General features: G+C 30.2%; 22 protein-coding genes and 1 pseudogene. 10 read left to right on the forward strand and 13 right to left on the reverse strand.

Features of this window, described 5'->3' with window-relative positions; genetic code table 11:
• Window positions 1–2: 2 nt before the first annotated feature.
• From BGS40_RS08795 to BGS40_RS08825, 7 genes and pseudogenes are all read right to left on the reverse strand, one after another.
• Complete coding sequence (locus BGS40_RS08795) at window positions 3–1,016, reverse strand: DNA-directed RNA polymerase subunit alpha (RefSeq protein WP_002855748.1); 1,014 nt, start codon at window positions 1,014–1,016, stop codon at window positions 3–5.
• 12 nt (window positions 1,017–1,028) lie between these two features.
• Entirely contained in the window at window positions 1,029–1,655 is a 627-nt protein-coding gene (rpsD, locus tag BGS40_RS08800) for a 30S ribosomal protein S4 (RefSeq protein ID WP_002856574.1), read from the reverse strand.
• Between the two features lie 27 nt (window positions 1,656–1,682).
• Complete coding sequence (gene rpsK / locus BGS40_RS08805) at window positions 1,683–2,075, reverse strand: 30S ribosomal protein S11 (protein WP_002779544.1); 393 nt, start codon at window positions 2,073–2,075, stop codon at window positions 1,683–1,685.
• A gap of 9 nt (window positions 2,076–2,084) precedes the next feature.
• Window positions 2,085–2,450: a 30S ribosomal protein S13 gene (gene rpsM / locus BGS40_RS08810; protein WP_002800121.1), complete on the reverse strand. Its 366-nt coding sequence runs from the start codon at window positions 2,448–2,450 to the stop codon at window positions 2,085–2,087.
• A gap of 2 nt (window positions 2,451–2,452) precedes the next feature.
• Window positions 2,453–2,566, reverse strand: a complete 114-nt coding sequence (gene rpmJ / locus BGS40_RS08815; protein WP_002781429.1) for a 50S ribosomal protein L36 — start codon at window positions 2,564–2,566, stop codon at window positions 2,453–2,455.
• Between the two features lie 171 nt (window positions 2,567–2,737).
• Window positions 2,738–2,956: a translation initiation factor IF-1 gene (infA, locus tag BGS40_RS08820; RefSeq protein ID WP_002781436.1), complete on the reverse strand. Its 219-nt coding sequence runs from the start codon at window positions 2,954–2,956 to the stop codon at window positions 2,738–2,740.
• An 87-nt stretch (window positions 2,957–3,043) separates the two neighbouring features.
• Window positions 3,044–3,840, reverse strand: a pseudogene (locus tag BGS40_RS08825) (MBL fold metallo-hydrolase).
• Between the two features lie 86 nt (window positions 3,841–3,926).
• On the opposite strand from BGS40_RS08825, the gene BGS40_RS08830 reads away from it, so the two are divergent.
• Window positions 3,927–5,222, forward strand: coding sequence for an MFS transporter (locus BGS40_RS08830; RefSeq protein WP_032591131.1), 1,296 nt, complete (start codon window positions 3,927–3,929; stop codon window positions 5,220–5,222).
• 49 nt (window positions 5,223–5,271) lie between these two features.
• On the forward strand, window positions 5,272–6,903 hold the full coding sequence (locus tag BGS40_RS08835; protein WP_096738629.1) for a multidrug ABC transporter permease/ATP-binding protein: 1,632 nt from the start codon (window positions 5,272–5,274) through the stop codon (window positions 6,901–6,903).
• 21 nt (window positions 6,904–6,924) lie between these two features.
• Here the strand turns inward: BGS40_RS08835 and cgb are convergent, their stop codons facing one another.
• From cgb to BGS40_RS09855, 6 genes are all read right to left on the reverse strand, one after another.
• Complete coding sequence (gene cgb, locus BGS40_RS08840) at window positions 6,925–7,347, reverse strand: single-domain globin Cgb (RefSeq protein WP_002871946.1); 423 nt, start codon at window positions 7,345–7,347, stop codon at window positions 6,925–6,927.
• A 66-nt stretch (window positions 7,348–7,413) separates the two neighbouring features.
• Window positions 7,414–7,971 carry a TorD/DmsD family molecular chaperone gene (locus tag BGS40_RS08845; protein ID WP_096738630.1) on the reverse strand — a complete coding sequence of 186 codons (558 nt, stop codon included), beginning with the start codon at window positions 7,969–7,971 and terminating at the stop codon, window positions 7,414–7,416.
• Window positions 7,971–8,837, reverse strand: a complete 867-nt coding sequence (locus tag BGS40_RS08850) for a dimethyl sulfoxide reductase anchor subunit family protein (protein ID WP_070306359.1) — start codon at window positions 8,835–8,837, stop codon at window positions 7,971–7,973. The genes BGS40_RS08845 and BGS40_RS08850 overlap by 1 nt, the downstream gene beginning before the upstream one ends.
• Complete coding sequence (locus BGS40_RS08855; protein ID WP_096738631.1) at window positions 8,824–9,402, reverse strand: 4Fe-4S dicluster domain-containing protein; 579 nt, start codon at window positions 9,400–9,402, stop codon at window positions 8,824–8,826. The genes BGS40_RS08850 and BGS40_RS08855 overlap by 14 nt, the downstream gene beginning before the upstream one ends.
• 10 nt (window positions 9,403–9,412) lie before the next feature.
• Complete coding sequence (locus BGS40_RS09850) at window positions 9,413–10,696, reverse strand: molybdopterin dinucleotide binding domain-containing protein (protein ID WP_257841731.1); 1,284 nt, start codon at window positions 10,694–10,696, stop codon at window positions 9,413–9,415.
• Window positions 10,581–11,768 (reverse strand): molybdopterin-dependent oxidoreductase, encoded by a 1,188-nt coding sequence (locus BGS40_RS09855; RefSeq protein WP_251824447.1) that lies wholly within the window; start codon window positions 11,766–11,768, stop codon window positions 10,581–10,583. Before BGS40_RS09855 ends, BGS40_RS09850 begins: the two co-directional genes overlap by 116 nt.
• Window positions 11,769–12,064: 296 nt before the next feature.
• On the opposite strand from BGS40_RS09855, the gene BGS40_RS08865 reads away from it, so the two are divergent.
• The 8 genes from BGS40_RS08865 (at window position 12,065) to BGS40_RS08900 (ending at window position 18,468) form a co-directional block, all read left to right on the forward strand.
• A complete protein-coding gene (locus BGS40_RS08865) occupies window positions 12,065–13,600 on the forward strand; it encodes an ABC transporter substrate-binding protein (RefSeq protein WP_096738632.1) in 1,536 nt (511 codons plus the stop codon).
• A complete protein-coding gene (locus BGS40_RS08870; protein WP_052793982.1) occupies window positions 13,600–14,544 on the forward strand; it encodes an ABC transporter permease in 945 nt (314 codons plus the stop codon). Before BGS40_RS08865 ends, BGS40_RS08870 begins: the two co-directional genes overlap by 1 nt.
• A complete protein-coding gene (locus BGS40_RS08875; RefSeq protein ID WP_096738633.1) occupies window positions 14,531–15,325 on the forward strand; it encodes an ABC transporter permease in 795 nt (264 codons plus the stop codon). Before BGS40_RS08870 ends, BGS40_RS08875 begins: the two co-directional genes overlap by 14 nt.
• Window positions 15,322–16,032 (forward strand): ATP-binding cassette domain-containing protein, encoded by a 711-nt coding sequence (locus BGS40_RS08880; RefSeq protein WP_011050003.1) that lies wholly within the window; start codon window positions 15,322–15,324, stop codon window positions 16,030–16,032. Before BGS40_RS08875 ends, BGS40_RS08880 begins: the two co-directional genes overlap by 4 nt.
• Window positions 16,025–16,690, forward strand: a complete 666-nt coding sequence (locus BGS40_RS08885; RefSeq protein ID WP_096738634.1) for an ATP-binding cassette domain-containing protein — start codon at window positions 16,025–16,027, stop codon at window positions 16,688–16,690. Before BGS40_RS08880 ends, BGS40_RS08885 begins: the two co-directional genes overlap by 8 nt.
• Before the next feature lie 112 nt (window positions 16,691–16,802).
• Window positions 16,803–17,192, forward strand: coding sequence for an NAD(P)H-quinone oxidoreductase subunit 3 (locus BGS40_RS08890; RefSeq protein WP_002824972.1), 390 nt, complete (start codon window positions 16,803–16,805; stop codon window positions 17,190–17,192).
• On the forward strand, window positions 17,174–17,677 hold the full coding sequence (locus BGS40_RS08895; RefSeq protein WP_002824974.1) for a NuoB/complex I 20 kDa subunit family protein: 504 nt from the start codon (window positions 17,174–17,176) through the stop codon (window positions 17,675–17,677). Before BGS40_RS08890 ends, BGS40_RS08895 begins: the two co-directional genes overlap by 19 nt.
• The gene (locus BGS40_RS08900; RefSeq protein WP_072227233.1) at window positions 17,674–18,468 is read left to right on the forward strand and encodes an NADH-quinone oxidoreductase subunit C; all 795 of its coding nucleotides are present in this window, start codon (window positions 17,674–17,676) and stop codon (window positions 18,466–18,468) included. Before BGS40_RS08895 ends, BGS40_RS08900 begins: the two co-directional genes overlap by 4 nt.

Consider the following 18,468-nt stretch of genomic DNA (forward strand, 5'->3'; position numbering starts at 1 on the left):
CTTTATCCTTCGTTTTGTGCTTTTAATTCTGCGATTTTATTTTTAAGTATTTCTTTATTATCGCTAAGCTTAGAAGTTCCCACAGGAAAACCTATGCTTTCCATGATGTTTTTAATTTCATCAAGAGATTTTTTACCTAAATTTTTAAGCCCTGCAAGTTCACTTACACTCATCAAAGCAAGCTCGCCTATGTAAACTACTCCTGCTTTTTCAAGACAATTATAACTTCTAGCACTTAAATTTAAATCTGTAATGTTTTGCAATAATTTAGTATTTTCTAACTCATTGCTTGTTGCTTGATTTTTAATTACGCTTCTAACATTGGTAATTTTATCAAATACTGATAATTGTTTATACATAGCTTCTAGAGCATTTTGAAAAGCTTCATTTGGAGTGATTTGTCCATCAGTTGTTACGGTTAAAACCACTTTTTCATAATCAGGATTATCTTCAAATAAAACTTTTTCAATATCATAGGTTGCCTCTCTTACAGGTGTAAAGAAAGCATCTAAAGCTATAAATTTAGGATCATTTATAAGCTCTTTAATTTCTTCGCTTGGTACATAGCCAATACCTTTTTCAACGATCAGTGTGAATTTGAGTTCAGCATCTTCGTTGATTGTTGCTAGATAGGCGTCTTTATTTACTACTTCTACTTGATCATTGTTTAGATCTTTGCCGTAAATTTCTTTTGAGCCTTTAAAGCTAAATTCTACTATTTCTTTATTTGATTCGCCTTTAATTTTAAAGCGTAGTTTTTTTAGATTAATGATAAAAAGTGCTACATCTTCAAGCATACCACGCATGCTATCAAATTCATGAGCTACGCCATCAATATGAATCGCAGTTGGAGCATATCCTATGGTGCTAGTGTAAAGTAAACGGCGTAAAGGATGGGCTAGGGTGATTCCATAGCCGATCTCAAAAGGCCAAGCACTGATTTTAGCCACAGTATCACTAATGTTTTCTATTGTAAATTCTGTTGGCGTATAAGCAGATGTTGTAATATTTCTCATATTTAGCCCCTATTACTTAGAGTAAAGCTCAACGATAAATCTTTCCTCAACCGGAATGACAACTTCTTCTCTTTCAGGTTTTCTTGTGAAAATTCCAAATCTTTTATCTTTTTCAACATCAACCCAAGCAACGATTCCAGTTTGTGCTGTAAGTTCGATAGCTCTTGTAATTTGAGGATTGTTTTTGCTTTTTTCGATAATTTCGATTTTAGCACCTGCTTCTACTCTAAAGCTAGGAATATCCACTCTTTTACCATTTACTAAAACATGTCCATGTGTTACAAGTTGTCTTGCAAAACGACGTGTTGTAGCAAAACCCATTCTATATACTACATTGTCTAATCTTTGTTCTAAAAGTTGGATAAGTAATACCCCTGTATTTCCTTCTCTTCTTGCTGCTTCAGCAAATAAACGACGGAATTGCTTTTCGCTTACTCCATACATAAATTTAGCTTTTTGTTTTTCTCTTAATTGAAGTCCATACTCACTAATTTTACCTTTTCTTGCTCCGTGTTGTCCTGGTGCATAAGGGCGTTTATCTAGTGCACTTTTGCCAGCTAGTCTTCTTTCTCCTTTTAATGCTAAGCTAACACCAAAGCGTCTTTCTAATTTTTCTACTGGTCCTCTATATCTTGCCATAATATTCTCCTAAATTTTTCTTATATCTTAGACACGACGACGCTTAGGCGGTCTGCAACCATTGTGAGCTAATGGAGTGATATCTTTTAAGAAAGTTACTTTGATTCCTTCCATAGCACCTACACTCTTAACAGCAGTTTCTCTACCGCTTCCTGGTCCTTGTACTTTAATGCCTACTTCTTTAATTCCGTGTTCTTTTGCTTTATTTAAAGCGTCTTCTACTGCTTGTTGTGCTGCATAAGGAGTTGATTTTTTAGAACCTTTAAATCCTAAACCACCTGCACTACTCCAAGCGATAGCATTTCCCATTTCATCAGTTACTGTAACCATAGTATTGTTAAAAGTCGCACTGATATAAACAATACCTTTTGCTATATTTTTTTTAACTACTTTTTTCTTTACGATTTTTCTTTTTGCCATGATTTATCCTTATGATTTTGCACCAACAGTTTTTCTCTTACCTTTTCTAGTTCTTGCGTTTGTTTTTGTTTTTTGTCCGCGAACTGGTAAGCCTTTTCTGTGTCTTAAACCTCTAAAGCTTCCTAAATCCATAAGTGCTTTAATATCCATAGCAACTTGTTTTCTCAAATCCCCTTCAACCATATAGTTTTCTTGAATTTCTTTACGGATAGCTGCTGCTTCATCTTCACTTAACTCATGAACTCTTTTATCATAAGAAATTCCTACTTTATCTAGAATTTTTCTTGAAGTGAAAAGTCCTATACCATAAATATAGGTTAGTCCATACTCAATTCTTTTTTTCTTTGGTAAATCCACACCTGCAATACGAGCCATGTTTATCCTTGTCTTTGTTTATGTTTTGGATTTTCGCAAATAATGCGAACCACGCCTTTACGGCGAACTACTTTGCACTTGTCGCACATCTTTTTAACCGATGGTCTCACTTTCATGAGCGTCTCCTTGAATGAATTCCACTTGATTTACGACTACATCAGGTTTTATGAATAACCAACTATTTTCAAAATAAGTGGTGGATTTTAAAAATACTTCTTCATATAGTTCGATGTAATTTGTCGCAAAAACTCTAATTTTATCTAAAATTAGCTTTTAAATAACTTAGATTATTTATATCTAAAAGTTATACGCCCTTTATCAAGGCTATAAGGTGTAAGTTCTACTTTTACTTTATCACCTGGCATTATTCTTATATAATGCATACGCATTTTTCCTGCAATATGACATAAAATTACATGTTTGTTGTCAAGTTCAACCTTGAAATTTGCATTAGGCAATGCTTCAAGTACGGTGCCATCAATTTCAATTACATCATCTTTTGCCAAAATTTTCTCCTTTCATGAAATAAAAAGGCTATAATTTTAGCAAAAATTATTAAAATTTTTACTTAATTTTTAGTAATTTTTAAGTAATTAATCTAAAAATTTAGGTTTGATAAAAGGCACATGAGTCCCTATAACTTTGAGTTTTCTTTCTTTAAATTCTTTAAGTAGTTTTTCCCTCGTTTGTATAGCTTCATTTTGATCTATATCAAATTTTATAGCGATTTTAGGTTTTGGGATTTGTATATCATAAAGATGAAGTAAATCTCCCCAAAAGACTATTTTATCATCAATTATGATAGCATTTTGACCTGGGGTATGCCCGTAAGCAGGTATGGCTTTAATGCCTGAATTTTGAAAGATCAAATCTTTGGAATGATCGATAAATTCTATATTTTTAAGTTTAAGCAAGGTGTTTTTAATTTCTTGTCTATCGCTTTTGATCCAAAAATCATATTCTTTTTTATCAATTAAAATTTGAGCTTTTGGAAAAAGATTTTCTTCGCTCATTAAAGCACCTATATGATCAGGATGTGCGTGTGTTAAGATAATATGAGTGATATCTTTAAAATCGGTTTTATGGATATGTAATTTTTCTTTTAATGTGTCAATAGTATCAAAAACCCTGTGTCTATTAAAGCATTAAAATTTGGATTTTTTATCAGAACAATATTATGCTCATTTCTTTTGATTTTTGTGCGAGTTTTTTCTATAAAATTCTTATCTTCATCGCTTTGTGGCACTAAAAAAGAAAATAATAAATTTAAAAATTCATCATCAGATTGTTTAAGAGAGATTATATGGGTTTGATTTGAACTTTTGCTTGTGGTTTTTTCTTCTAAAAAATAAAGATTGGTTTTTAAAAGAGTGGTTATAAAATTAAACATATTTATCCTTAAATTTTTAGATAATATTTTGGAAATGATTATAGTATAATAAAAACAATGTTTTTAAAATTTAAGGTAATTAATCAATGAGAAAATCAAAATTTGAAACAAAGGAAATTAAGATCTTAGGACTTTCTTCGCTAGGAGGAACTTTAGAATTTTATGATTTTATTATTTTTGTCTTTTTTGCTGAATATATAGCTAATGTATTTTTTCCTAAAGATATGAGTGAATTTTGGGCTTTATTAAATACTTATGGAGCATTTGCAGCTGGATATTTAGCACGTCCTTTAGGTGGTATAGTTATGGCACATTTTGGAGATAAATTTGGGCGTAAAAATATGTTTATGCTAAGTATTTTACTAATGGTTCTTCCTACCTTTGTCTTAGCTTTTATTCCAGGTTATGAAACTCTTGGGTTTTTAGCTCCTGTTTTATTGATACTTATAAGAATTTTTCAAGGCATAGCTATAGGTGGAGAATTGCCTGGAGCTTGGGTTTTTGTAAGAGAGTATTGTCAAGAAAAACAAAAAGCTTTCTTTTTAAGCTGTTTAAATTCAGCTATGGCTTTAGGAATTTTGTTAGGAAGTATAGTATTTCTAATCATTAATGCTTTTTTTAGCATAGAAGAAATTGCTGCTTATGCATGGCGTATTGCTTTTTTTGTAGGTGGAATTTTTGGGATTATTTCTATTTATTTGCGTAGATTTTTGCAAGAAACTCCTGTTTTTAAACAAATGAAAAAAGAATCATCGCTTAGTTCTTTTCCACTTAAAGATTTATTTAAAGAAAAGGATATTGTAAAAAATTTATTTTCATCAATGATGATGACTTGGGTTTTAACAGGTTGTGTTATTGTGCTTGTTTTATTAATGCCTAAATTTATGCCCAGTATTTTAAATTTAAGTGGGGTTGAAGGAAGTTATTTACAGATATTAGGAATTTTGGGAATAGCTTTAGGCGGGGTTTTTATGGGTTATCTTGTAGATAAATTTGGTTTATTTAAAATTTGCATTTTCTTTTCTTTAGCTTTTGTATTTTTTTCTTTTTTATATTTTTATGCTTTATATGAGCTTAAAAATTTGGTTTTGGTGTGTATTTTGTATTCGATTGTTTGTTTTTTAGGTGGGATTAATGTGTTCGCACCTATTTTAATGAGTGAAGTTTTTAGAGCTAAAATAAGATTTTCAGGAATTTCTTTTTCTTATAATATTGCTTATGCAATTTCAGGCGGTATTACTCCGCAACTCGTTTTTTGGCTTAATACACTTGCGAGTAAAAATGAAAATCCATTTTTATATGGTATGAGTATATACATGATTTTTTTAGCGTTATTAGCTATTTGTGCTGTTTTTATAGTAAAAGATAAAATAAAATTTTGATAATCACTCTTAAAATGTTATAATTAAAATTATATTTTGGAGTTTATAAATGCCTTTTATTATGGAATTACTTAAGCAAAATAAATTAAAGTTAATTTCTTTTTTGCTTTTTTCTTTTATTACAAGCGCTGTTGGAGTTTTAACTCTTGTTTTTATCAATGATTGTTTGCTTAAAAATGCACAAAACATTCCTATTTTTTATTTTATTGTTTTGCTTTTGATTTTTTTTATAAGTTCTACCATAGTTGAACTTGGACTTAGTATTTTTGGACAAAATTTTATTTTTAAAATGCAAAGGCGCGTAGTAAAGCAGATCTTAGACACCCCTTTGTTAAGAGTCGCTAAAGTAGGTAAAGCTAGAATTTTAGCTTCTTTGGGAAGTGATGTGAGAAATATATCTTTTGGGCTTTTAAGATTGCCTGATTTTTTACAATCAAGTATATTGATTTTATGCACTAGTGTTTATTTATGTTATCTTTCACCACAAATTTTTGCTTTGTGTGTGGTATGGATTATGGTTATTTTTATTACTAATAATTTTTTGATGATGAAAGTATATCAGTATTTTAGAAAGGCAAGGGAAAATGATGATGCTTTGCAAAATAATTACCAAAATATACTAGATGGACATAAAGAACTTTTGATCAATCGTGATAGAGCCAAGCTTTATTATGAAGATGAATTTGAAAATAATGCAAGATTGAAAAAGAAAAATAGTACTTTAGGTAATCTTTTTAACAATCTCTCAAACAACTGGACAAATGTAACTCTTTTGGCTTTAGTGGGTGTAGAGTTTTACTTAGCTTTAAAATTTGAATGGGCAAGTGTTGCAGATGCTACAACTATAGCTCTTTCTATTTTGTTTTTACGAACCCCTTTAGTATCTATGATAGGATCTTTTCCTACTTTGCTTTTGGCAAAAATCGCTTTGGATAAGATCGCAAAATTGGAATTAGATGATTATATAGAAGGTTTTAAAAAAACACATTATATCAGTGAATGGAAAAAAATTTCTTTTAGAAATACTCAATTTGCTTATGAAGAAAATTTTCATTTAAATCCTGTAAATATAGAACTTAAAAAAGGTGAATTGGTATTTTTAATAGGTAAAAATGGAAGTGGTAAATCCACTTTTTGTATGCTTTTGACAGGACTTTTTAAGCCAAGCAAAGGCGGAATTTATGTTGATGATACGCTTATAGATGATAAAAATTTAGATGAGTATAGATCTCTTATTTCTGCTGTTTTTAGCGATTTTCATCTTTTTACTAAAACCTTAAATAAAGAAAATTTTGCAAGCGAAGAAAAAATTGCTTTTTGGTTGGAGTTTTTAGAACTTAAAGATAAAACAAGTGTCAAAGATAATGAACTGACCTTAACCAAACTTTCTACAGGGCAAAAAAAGCGTTTAGCTATGCTTATAGCCTTGCTTGAAGAAAGGGATATTTTAGTGCTTGATGAATGGGCGGCTGATCAAGATCCTGTTTTTAGAAGATTTTTTTATAAAAAACTTTTACCTTTGCTAAAAGAGCAAGGTAAAACAATCTTTGCTATCACACATGATGATGCATATTTTGATAGTGCTGATAGAATTTTCTTGGCTCAAAATGGTGAAATCAGCGAATTAAAGGGTGAGAATATAAAGGAATTAGCTAAAAATTTAGTAGAAAAATTTGATTAAAGCCCAAAAAATGGGCTTATATTATTTATCATAGAGCTTTTTTTCTATATTGATATAAAATTCAGCAATTTTTCCATAAGCAACTTCCCAAGCTTTAAGAGTAGCTTCGTCAGGATTTAAAAGATTTTTAATGGCTTTTAAAAGGCAAGCTCCAACTATAGGATAATGCTCTTCTTTAACCCCTAAATTAACATGAGTTATAGCAACTTTATCAACAAAGTTTCTCATATTTTCTAAATTTTCTATATTTTTAGCTGCCATTAAAATCGCCATCGCTAAAGCTTTTGGTTGTTCTCCTGAAATTTGTTTTTCCATATTAAACATAGGTTTTACCTCAGGATAATCATTAAACATTATTTTATAAAACTCATTGGTTAAATCTACTCCATTTTTTTGCAAAATAGGCACACAATCTTTGATGATTTGTATTTGTTCTTTTGTCATAATTTCTCCTTTTTAATGTAAAAGAGATATTATATATCTTAAAAAGGAGAAAAAAATTGACTTGTGTTAAAATTTTGTATTTAGTTGATTGAAAAAGTCTTGCATTAACATTGTTAATGCTTTATAAAAATGTGTTTTAGCTTTATTGATAACATCAAAACTCCACATGTTAAACCAAGTAAAAAATTCTTCTTTTAAGAATTTTTGCAAAATTATATCATCTTGTTTTTTGATTAAAAAACTAATAAATAATAATTCATTTATCAAGCTATCTGCAGGCTCTTCATTAAAAAAAGAAAAAAAGTTATTTTGCACAAAAATTTGCTTAATTTTATCAGAATTATCTGAATAAATTTCTTTATTTTCATCAAGATAAAAAGAAGCAAAAGGCGGTGCTTTTACATAATCAACATCGCTTAAAAACAAAGATGTAAAATCACTTGCTATTAATTTATCATCTTCGTTTGAAGATGATAAAAGCTTTAAAGCGGTGCATTGCAATTTGCTATTATTTTTTAAAAACCAATTTTGCCAGAATTCTTCTTTTTTAAGTTTTTCTAGCAAAAAATGATTAGGTGGATTTTGCAAAAAATTGATAAATATATCTATTGCTAATTTTTGCATTAAGAATGTCCCAACATGATTTGAGTACTTATAAGTCCATAAAATAGCATTCTGGTGGTAAATACCCCTAAAAATGCACAAAGTAAGGCAAAATAAGCAAAAAATTTACTTTTAAATTTTTCATGTAAATAATTATGCAAATACCAAGCAACAGTCCCAAGTCCTAAGAATGCAAAAGAAAGCGATATAAACCAATCATAGGTTCCACCTAAAAGTTCAAAAGGGTTTACAAGCCCCATAATCCAAGTTTGTCCTACATGTAGGGTTTGCAAAACTATAGCAGTGCTTAAAAGCCCTATACCTATAAGTCCTGTAAAAAACGACATTTTTCTTTCATGTTCGCTATTTTCAAAAAAACAATAATAAATAATAGCGCCTAAAAATATAGCACTAGCAAAAAAATAAAGCAAAGTGATCTTAAAATCCCAAGTAGGCACACTTTCTTGCATGGAGCCATAAGCTCCACTCATAAAGAAAAGTCCTAAAATTCCACATATTAGCGTAAGATAAAACACCCAATTTGAAGTTTTTAGATAAAGTAAAAAACCCAAAGCACACACAAGAGATACAAATAAAATTTCATTATTCATCCAGCCTATGTGCCACTCATTGTTTGCATAAAAAACACCCATTCTATTTAATACATTAAAAATGTGTGTAATATCATTTAAATGAAAAAATGAAGGGATAAAAGCAACCATCATTGCAATTCCTAAGGCTAATCCAAAAGACTTTAAATTTGCATAATTTTTGTAACCATTTATAAATGCAGGTGCATAAACCAAACTAAGTCCAATTACAGCTTGTGCTAAAATAGTAAATAACACCAAAGGCATTTCGCTTAAAATGTGATTAAATGATGTCATTTTTAACTCCTTGGTAGTTTTGAGGTAGATGAAAAATCGCACTTTTATTACCTGAAGGCAAACTATGCTTTTCAGGCACTATACATAAATTCGGATGCGTGATAGAAGCATCAGGTAAAGGTGTGATAGAGGCTAAATTTCCGTGTTCTTCTCTCAGTTTTGTTATATCGCCTGCTTTTAATGCTCTAAAAGGACAAGAGTCCACGCAAATTGGATTTTTACCTTCTTTTAATCTCTCATAACACCCATCGCATTTGCTCATATGACCACTTTCATGGTTAAATTGAGGTGCGCCATAAGGACATGCCATAGCACAAGCTTTAAGACAAGATGGATTAGAACAATGATTGCAAGAAATAGAAGTGTAGTAAGCAAAAACATTTTGCTCAAAACTTCCATCTTCTTTAGCTGTCCAATTTCCCCCTTCAGTCTCAAATACACGGCGAAAATTAACCCCCACAGGCATGTTTTTATAATCCTTACAAGAAAGTGAGCAAGTCCTACAGCCTACGCATTTGCTTTGATCTAGCATAAAACCAAATTGTGAATTTTCTTCTAATTTCATCTTTTTCTCCTTAAACTTTTGCAATTTCAACTAAAATAGAATGTTGTCCATTTCCTTTAGAAATAGCAGTTGGTACTATACTTGCCAAAGAATTTACACAAGTTCCCATATCGATACCATTTTCATATTTTACCCATGCACCTTGTGGGGTTACTGCACAACCTGGTATGATTTTTGGAGTAACTTTTGCTATGCCTTGTATGATTCCTAAGTCATTTCTTACTTGCACCACATCGCCCGTTTTGATACTTCTTTGCTCTGCATCTATGGTATTTATCCAAATTTCTTGCGGATTAGCTTCTCTAATTTGTGGAATTTCCCAAAAGCTAGAATGCGTTCTGCCTTTGTAGTGATAGCCAAAAAATTGCAAAGGATACTTTTGTTTTAATGGATCTAAAATCCCTTCTCTTTGGCTTTCAAAAACAGGAATAGGCACTATTTGTTGTCCTTCTTTTAATTTCCAAGTTTTTTGCATTTGTGCGAGTTTTGTGCTATAAATTTCTATCTTTCCGCTAGGAGTTTTTAAAGGATTATTGATAGGATCTTTTATAAAACTTTGTAATGCCACTACAGGTTTTACAGGCTCAAATTTTACAAGTCCTTTTTCGCACATTTCTTCAAAACTAGGCAAAAGTGGATTTTTTTTCATATTTTCTTCATAAAGGTATTTTAGCCAATCTTTTTGTGTTCTTCCTTCGCTAAATTCTTTTTCTATGCCAAGTCTTTTAGCAAGTTCAAGACACATTTCATAAATAGGTTTTGCTTCACCAACTGGCTCGATAGCTTTTTGACAATAAATAATATAAGGCTTATTGCTATAATATCCTGCGCTAGGTCTTATAAAATCTTCTTGCTCCAGCATAGTTGCATCAGGTAAGATATAATCTGCGTAGTTATTTGACGGAGTTCTAGTTACATTAACATCTACTATACACTCACACAAATTCTCATCGCTTAAAATATCATGCACTTCTTTAATGGTGCTGTGTTGATTTGTAAGACAATTTCCTGCTGTATTGAAAATAAATTTGATATTTTGTTTTAATTGTGTTGTGCCACGCACCCCATCACTAATATCTGTCATTTCTTTTCCGCGATAAATAGCGTCTGTAAATAAAAAACAAGGAATGGAATCTTTTATTGGATTTTTAAAAGGCATGCCCATTATATCATATGTTTTACTTGACCCTGTTCGACATCCTGTATTTGTCCCTTCTATGCCAATATTTCCTGTAATACAAGCTAGAGTTGCTATCGCCCTTGCATTTTGTTCTCCATTTGAATGTCTTTGCACTTCCCCAACCTTGTTCTATAAAACAAGGCTTTATGGTGGCAATTTCTCTTGCAAGTTGAACTATGCGGCGTGCTGGAATTTTTGTAATCTTGCTAGCCCAATCAGGAGTTTTTTCTACTCCATCGCTTAGTCCTAAAACATAGCTTTCATAGCTTGAGTTTTTGGCTGCATCTTGTGGCAGAGTATTTTCGCTAAAGCCTATGGTGTATTTATCAAGAAAAGTTCTATCAAGTAAATCTTCTTTTATCATCACATAAGTTAGTGCAGCAATTAAAGCTGCATCGGTTCCTGGTGCTATAGGTATCCACTCATCGCAATGCCCTATCATAGAATCATTGTATCTTGGGTCAATGTGAATTATTTTACATCCACTTTCTTCTAAGGCTTTTTGATAAGCATAGCCTACTCCACCACCTCTCATTCTAGTTTCAACATGATTTGCTCCAAAAAATATAGCTAATTTTGCAGAGCGTAAAGTGTATATATCGCTAGCAGGAGATCCACCATAGAAAAAATTCATAGCATTTGAAATTTGAGCCGTAGAATAAGAATTATGATAATTTAAATAACCACCATAAAGACTTAAAAGTCTAGCCCATGGACCTTGTGTACAGCGATTGATTATTGTTCCTGTTGCATAATTTATATAAAAGGCTTCATTGCCGTATTTTTCTTTAATTTCTTGCATTTTGGCAGAAATTTCATCAAAAGCTTGTTCCCAAGAAATAGGCATAAATTTACCTTCGCCTCTTTTTCCCGTTCTTTTTAAAGGTCTTTTTAAGCGATTTGCATTGTAAACTTTATATCTTGAACTACGCCCTCTAATACAGGCTCTTGCTTGACGATTATCAAAGCTATCATCACCTTCATTATTAGTGCTGACATATTTAATAATTCCATCTTGAGTATGCACTTTTACAGGACATTTTGTTCCGCAATTTACATTACATCCAGCCCATTTGCTGATCAATGGTGGAGTTTTTAATAAATTTGCACTTAGACTTATAGGACTTAAGGTTAAGCCGCCAAACAAAGAACTCCATTTTAAAAAATCTCTACGATTTTGTTCCATGTTATCTCCTTACATTTATGTGACAAAAAGTAATTGCGATTATAGTACAAATAATAATTTTATTCAATTAAAATTAAGACTTTAAAACTCATAAATATAGGCTTTATAATGAATTTTTCGTTTATGAATTTAACATCAAAAAATAAAAATTTGAATAATATAATGATAAAAATTTATTAAAATAGTATTTAAATATAAATTTATAACTAAAATATAGCTTTATCCCCCGTATAGGCTTGCGAGTTGAGCTTTTTTGTTTTATAATTTTGTGCGTTATTAAAATAAAAAGGTTTTTTATGTTGAGATTTTTAATTTTTGCAATGTTGTTGTTTGCGAATTTAGAAGCAAAAATCCCAAAAGATACACTTATTATAGTAGTTGAAAATGAAATCGCAAGGATAAATCCTGCTTATAGTGAGGATCATGATGCAGTGATTAATCTTGTATTTTCAGGGCTTACGCGTTTTGATGAAAATATGAGTTTAAAACCTGATTTGGCTAAGTCTTGGGATGTTGGTAAAGACGGGCTTGTTTATGATATTTTTTTAAGAGATGATGTTTTATGGCATGATGGAGTCAAATTTAGTGCTGATGATGTGAAATTTAGTATAGAAGCCTTTAAAGATCCTAAAAACAATTCTTCTATTTATGTCAATTTTAAAGACATTAAAAGTGTGGAAATTTTAAATCCTTCTCATGTGAAAATCACACTTTTTAAACCTTATCCTGCATTTTTAGATGCTTTAAGCATAGGTATGCTTCCTAAACATTTGCTTGAAAATGAGAATTTAAACACAAGCTCTTTTAATCAAAATCCTATAGGTACAGGTCCTTATAAATTTGTAAAATGGAAAAAAGGTGAATATGTTGAATTTAAAGCCAATGAACATTTTTATCTTGATAAGGTAAAAACTCCAAGACTTATTATAAAACACATTTTTGATCCTTCTATAGCTAGTGCTCAGCTTAAAAATGGCAAGATAGACGCAGCTTTAATCGATGTTTCTCTGCTAAATATTTTTAAAAATGATGAAAATTTTGGAATTTTACGTGAAAAATCGGCTGATTATCGGGCTTTAATGTTTAATTTTGATAATGAATTTTTAAAAGATTTAAAAGTAAGACAAGCCTTAAATTACGCAGTTGATAAAGAAAGTATAGTAAAAAATCTTTTACATGATTATGCTTTTGTAGCTAATCACCCTTTAGAGCGTTCTTGGGCAAATTCTAAGAATTTTAAAATTTACAAATATGATCCTAAAAAAGCCGAGGATTTACTTGTAAGTGCAGGTTTTAAGAAAAATAAAGATGGAAATTTTGAAAAAGATGGGAAAATTTTAGAATTTGAAATTTGGGCGATGAGTAATGATCCTTTAAGGGTAAGTTTGGCTGGAATTTTGCAAAGCGAATTTAGAAAAATAGGAGTTGTAAGCAAGGTGGTGGCTAAACCTGCTGGAAGTTTTGATTATTCTAAAGTAGATAGTTTTTTAATAGGCTGGGGAAGTCCTTTGGATCCTGATTTTCACACTTTTAGGGTATTTGAAAGTTCGCAAGATAGTGCTTTAAATGATGAGGGTTGGAATTTTGGACATTATCATGATAAAAAAGTGGATATAGCCTTGCAAAAAGCAAGAAATACTTCAAATTTAGAAGAGAGAAAAAAATATTATAAAGATTTTATAGATGCTTTGTATGAAAATCCACCTTTTATTTTCTTGGCCTATCTTGATTTTGCTTTGGTTTATAATAACGATTTAAAAGGTATCAAAACAAGGACTTTAGGTCATCACGGAGTGGGTTTTACTTGGAATGTTTATGAGTGGAGTAAATAGTGCTAAAACGCTTAGTTTTTAGTATTTTCATAGCATTTTTTAGTACTTTTTTATGTTTTGTTTTACTTCATTTTAGCAAAGGTAGTATAGCTTATGCTAATGGAGTTAATTCACAAAGTAAAGAATTTATTCAAAGAATAGAACAAAATTTAGGGCTTGATAAGCCTTTACTAGAGCAGTATAAAATTTGGCTTTTTAAGGCTTTAAAAGGAGATTTAGGAGTTTCTTTTTTAAGTGGAGAAAGTGTTTTAAAGCTTATAAAAGAAAGAATTTTTAATACTTTTATTTTGGGTTTTGGTGCCTTAATGCTTTTGTTTTTACTCAGCGTTTTTTTGGCACTTTTGGGATATTATTATAAAGAAAGTTTTATAGATAAAATCATCACTTTTTTAGCTTTTAATTTTTTTGCTTTACCTCCTTTTGTTTTGGCTTTATTGTTTGTTTTGATTTTTGGAATTTTTTGGAAAATTTTACCTGTTATAGGAAGTAGTGATATAGGCTTTGAAGATGATTTTTTAAATCGTTTAGAGCATTTGATTTTGCCTGTTTTGGTGCTCGTTTTATCACATTTGGCGTTATTTTTAAGGATTGCTAGAAATTTTATCAATGAAAGTTTTTCTCAAATTTTTATTCAAAATTTATACGCTAGGGCTTTAAGGGAGAAAGATATTTATTTTTTAGTTTTGAAATATTCTTTAAGTCCTATTGTAGCTTATTTTGGGGGAAGTGCTTTAAGTTTTATGATGGGAACTTATGTGGTAGAAAGTGTCTTTGCTTACGAGGGGCTTGGATCTTTACTTTTTAAAAGTATTATTTTTAAAGATTATCCTGTTGTGCTTGCACTTATATTTTTTAGTGTTTTGCTTGCAGCATTTTTTACATTTTTAAGTGATATTGTAGCTAGGATTTTAAATCCTAGATTAAGAAGGCTTGATTTTGTTTAAATTTCTTATCATTCTTGCGCCTTTAATTTTTTTATTTTTATGTGCCTTGTTTGCACCTTGTTTGACTCCTTTTGATATTTTAAGTACTCATTTAGAAAATTTGCATCAAGCTCCTAATTTTACTTATATTTTAGGGACTGATTTTTTAGGCAGGGATTTGTTTTCTCGTTTGCTTTTTGCTTTGAGAAATTCTTTGATTATAGGTGTTGGTGGATCTTTATTGTCTATTATCTTTGCTTTGTGTTATTTGTTTTTAGCACGATGTTTTTTTTATGTTTTTTGGATGCGTATTTTAGAGTTTTTTTTAGCCTTGCCTGCTTTTTTACTTATGATGTTTTTTCAAAGTATGATAACTTCTGATGTATTTTTGATGATTTTTTTAATCGCTTTAATTCATTGGTGTTTCATAGCAAGAATTATAGAAAGTGAATTAAAAAGACTTGAAAATTTAGATTTTTACAAAGCAAATATAGTGCTTGGAAGAACTAAATTTAGAGCTTTTTTTAAAGATTTAATACCTGCTTTAAAAACACTGATTTTTACACTTTTTATATTTAATATCGTTCATGCTATAGTTACAGAAGCTACTTTGAGTTTTTTTGGACTGGGTTTAGGATTTGAAATTCCAACTTTAGGTACTCTTTTGAGTGAGTCTTCAAAAGCAGTTTTTATAGGTGCTTGGTGGATGATACTTTTTCCACTTTTAAGCTTGCTTTTGTTGTTTTTACCTCTTTTATGGTTGGGTAATTTTTTACAAAAAATTTGGGGTATAAGATCTTGAAGGTAAGAAATTTAAATATCAGTTTGAAGAATAATTTATTGCTTAAGGATATTAATTTAGATATAAAAACAGGCAAAACTTTAATGATACTAGGACAAAGTGGAGTGGGCAAAAGTTTGTTGGGAAAAGCTTTGGTAAGACTTTTAGATTCTAATTTCACAATAAGTTTTGATGAATTAAGTTTTCATAATTCTTGTATTTTTAATTTTAACAAAGAAGAGCTTAGAAATTTTCGTTCTAAGGTGGCACTTGTTTTGCAAGATGCAGAGCTTAGTCTTTATCCTTATTTGGATATTGGAAATTTATGTCATCTTGTTTTAAAAACTCATACAAAATTAAAACAAAAAGAAAGAAAAGATTACGCTTTTTCTTATTTTCAAAAATTAGGATTTGAAAATCTTGATCGTTTGTGGCATTCTTATGCTAATGAATTAAGTTTGGGTATGGCAAGAAGGGTGAGCCTAGCTTTGGCATTATTAAATCAACCCCAAATTTTAATTTGTGATGAAATCACAGCTTCTTTGGATAAAGAAAACGCTTCAAAGATCATATCGATTTTAGAAGAATTAAAAAATACTGCAGCCTTGGTTTGTATCACTCATGATTTAAATTTGGTAAATTCTTTAGCAGATGAAATTCTTATGCTAGAAAAAAATAGTTCAAATTTATATAGCTTAGATGAGTTTTTAAGGTATTATAATGCTTAAAGTTTGTAATTTAAGTAAGTTTTATGAGCTTAAAAAGCATTGGTATTTAAAAAAAGAAAGACATATTATTTTTGATAATGTCAATTTTTCTTTAAATAAAAATGACAATTTAATAATTTTAGGTAAAAGTGGTGTAGGTAAAAGCACATTAGCTAGAATTCTTTGTTTTTTAGAAGATCCAAGTGAAGGTGAGGTATGGTATGAAAATCTTAACTTGCACAAGCTTGATAAAAACAAACAAAGACTTTTAAGAAAGCAAATTCAGTATTGCTTTCAAGATCAAAAAATGGCTTTAAACCCTTATAAAAAAATCAGAAATCTTATACAAGATGGTTTGGAAAATTTTAATTTACAAAAGAATGATAACTTGATTTTAGAATTTTTTGATTTTTTTAGTCTAAAAAAACAAATTTTAGAACAAAAGCCCTATGAGTTAAGCGGAGGAGAAGCCACACGTGTAGGTCTTATCCGTGCTTTGGTTTTAAATCCTAAATTGTTGATTTTAGATGAAATTACTTCAGCGCTTGATATTAAAACTTCTAAAGAAATTTTAACTTTTTTATATGACTATCAGCAAAAAAATAATATTTCTTATATATTTATAAGCCATCAAAGTGATCTTTTTTATAAATTTAATCATAAAAAATTAAAACTTTAAAAAATATTTTTTAATATAAGTTTCAATATAGAAAATTTAGAGTAAAATAAAGAAAAGTGTAAATTTAATTTTTGTTGTGGAGTGATTAAAGTGCTTTAAAAAAGGAGAATAAATGTCTCATATAGATGCTTCGCATCCTTATTTTGGTATTTTTTTAATGCTAGTACTTGCTAGTGTTATTTTTTTTGGACTGGTTTTTTTAGCTTCAAAAATCGGTAATAATTTTGCCGCAAAAAATCGTAAAAAATTAGGACTTGGAATTTATGAATGTGGTCCTATTCCTGTTAAACAAGCTAACAAGATTAACTCTCAATTTTTCATCATCGCCTTAATCTTCATACTTTTGGATATAGAAGTTGTGTTTTTGTTTCCTTGGGCATTGATTTTTAAAGATTTAGGTTGGTTTGGACTTTTAGAAGTTTTTGTTTTTATCGTACTTTTAGGAGTTGGATTTTTATATGCTTATAAAAAAGGAGCGTTTGCATGGCAGAGCATCAAATAAATTATGCAAGTGGTTTACCCGTAGTTTTAACTAGTGTTGATAAACTAGTTCAATGGGGTAGGAGTAATTCTTTATGGGCTTTATCTTATGGACTTGCCTGTTGTGCGATTGAGATGATGGCGGCTGGGGGTTCAAGATATGATTTTGATAGATTTGGAACGATTTTTAGAGCTTCGCCACGCCATAGTGAAGTAATGATTATCGCAGGAACTTTATGTAAAAAGCATGCTGAATTTACAAGAAGACTTTATGATCAAATGCCTGATCCTAAATGGGTGATTTCTATGGGAAGTTGTGCCAATACAGGCGGTATGTTTAATACTTATTCTACTGTTCAAGGAGTGGATAGAATTATACCTGTAGATATTTATGTGCCAGGCTGTGCTCCACGTCCAGAAAGTTTTCAGTTTGCTTTGATGATTTTGCAAAAAAAGATCCGCAAAGAAAAAGCAAGTCGTAAAATCGCACCTAAAAGGTTGGTATAATGAGAAAGTATAGCGATAAAAAAAATGCTCAAACTCAAAATTACTACAAAGATAGATTTTATCATGCGCCACACACTGTAAAATCTGATGTTAATGAAAGTGTTTTTAAAGAGGATTTTGAAGTTTTAAAAACTCAAGTAGAAATTTTAAATTCCTTTGTAGAACTTGATTTTTGGGTAATAGAAATTAAAAAAGAAGACAATGTTAAAACTTTGCAAATGCTTAAAACTTTAGGGTATTTAAGTTTTACAGAAGCAAGCGCTATTGATTTTATAGCAAGTAAAAATGGTTTTGAAGTGTTTTATCAGCTTTTAAATTTAGAAAAAAAATTAAGAGTGAGAATAAAAACTTTTGTAGGCGTAAAAGAGCGTTTACAAAGCGTGGCTCATGTTTTTAAAGGGGCAAATTGGAGTGAGAGAGAAATTTATGATATGTTTGGAATTTTCATCATAAATCATCCCAATTTAAAACGCATTTTAATGCCTGATGATTGGTTTGGACATCCGCTTTTAAAAACTTATCCTTTAAAGGGCGATGAGTTTGCAAGATGGTATGAGATTGATAAAATTTTTGGCAAAGAATATCGTGAAGTAGTGGGCGAAGAACAAAGAGATTCTGGTTTTGCTGATGATAAAGATACGCTAAATTTTGCAAGACTTTACCATGAAGTGCCAAAAGGTGGTCAAAAGAAGGAAATTTCCTTTAAACAAGAATATCAAGAAGATGAAGGTGTGGCTTTTGTAAAAAAAGTAAAACGTGATGAAGCAAAAATTTTAGAGAAAAGGCGTTAA

Source organism: Campylobacter sp. 107 (genome assembly GCF_002383835.1).
GTDB classification, from domain to species: domain Bacteria; phylum Campylobacterota; class Campylobacteria; order Campylobacterales; family Campylobacteraceae; genus Campylobacter_D; species Campylobacter_D jejuni.